This is a genomic window from Streptomyces sp. NPDC042364 (assembly GCF_056437585.1).
The window spans coordinates 1-1,082 of sequence record NZ_JBWKAJ010000063.1 but is presented as its reverse complement, the minus strand read 5'-3'; the positions used below and the strand labels follow the sequence as shown (position 1 = coordinate 1,082).

Sequence of the window (1,082 nt, the reverse complement as noted above, 5' to 3'; positions counted from 1 at the left end):
CTAGAAGGCTGATGAAGATCTTGGGTTCTGGCCCTGCCGCGTCAGCGGCAGGGCCAGACTCGTCATGTGGCGATGGGTGAGTGGGTCGGTGAGACCGTCGGGCCGGACGTGTGGGAGACCTGCCGGGAACTGATCCCGGCGGGGAGTGTGTTCGCGTTCCTGGCCGAGCATCGTGGCGAGCTGTTCCCGGCTGAGATGTTCACGGACATGTATCCCTCGGCGAACGGGCGGCCGAGCATGCCGCCGCAGTTTTTGGCCGCCGCGATCACCTTGCAGGCCCTGCACGGGCTGTCGGACTTCGAGACGGTCCAGGAACTGCGGTGCGACCTGCGGTGGAAGGCCGCATGCGGGCTGGGACTTCACGACATGGCGTTCGATCCGTCGCTGCTGGCCTACTTCCGCCGCCGGCTGGCCCGTTCCACCCGCCCGAACCGCATCTTCGAGGCCGTGCGCGAGGTCGTGAAGGCCACCGGTGTCCTCAAGGGCAAGCACCGCCGGGCGCTGGACTCCACCGTGCTGGACGACGCGGTCGCCACCCAGGACACCGTCACCCAGCTCATCGCCGCCGTCCGCGCGGTGATCCGCGAAGTCCCCGGCGCCGGGACAGTCGCCCCTGCCCAGTGCACCGCGCACGACTACACCGACCCAGGCAAACCGAAGATTGCCTGGAACGACGAGCAGGCCCGCGCCGATCTGGTCGACGCGCTGGTCACCGATGCGCTGCGGCTGCTGGGCCACCTGCCCGACCAGCAACTCGGCGAGAAAGCCGCGAACGCGGTGGGCATCCTGGCCCTGGTCGCCGGCCAGGACGTCGAGCCCGCCGAGGACTCCGACGGCCGCGACGGACGCTGGCGCATCACCCGGGGCACCGCTGCGAACCGGATGGTCTCCACCGTCGATCCCGAAGCCCGGCACGTGCACAAGACCCGCAGCCACCAGCAGGACGGCTTCAAGGCCCACCTGGCCGTCGAGCCCGAGACCGGCTTATACACCGCCGTCGCCCTGCGGCCCGGCACCGGGCCCGAGCACCATGAGGCCGCCGTGGGTCTTGAACTGCTCGCCGACGAGGACACCCCGGTGGA

General features: G+C 70.0%; 1 protein-coding gene. It reads left to right on the top strand.

Annotated elements, in window-relative coordinates; genetic code table 11:
* Positions 1–72: 72 nt before the first annotated feature.
* A partial coding sequence (locus AC067N_RS38910; protein ID WP_478683684.1) for a transposase occupies positions 73–1,082 on the top strand: 1,010 nt, incomplete at its 3' end.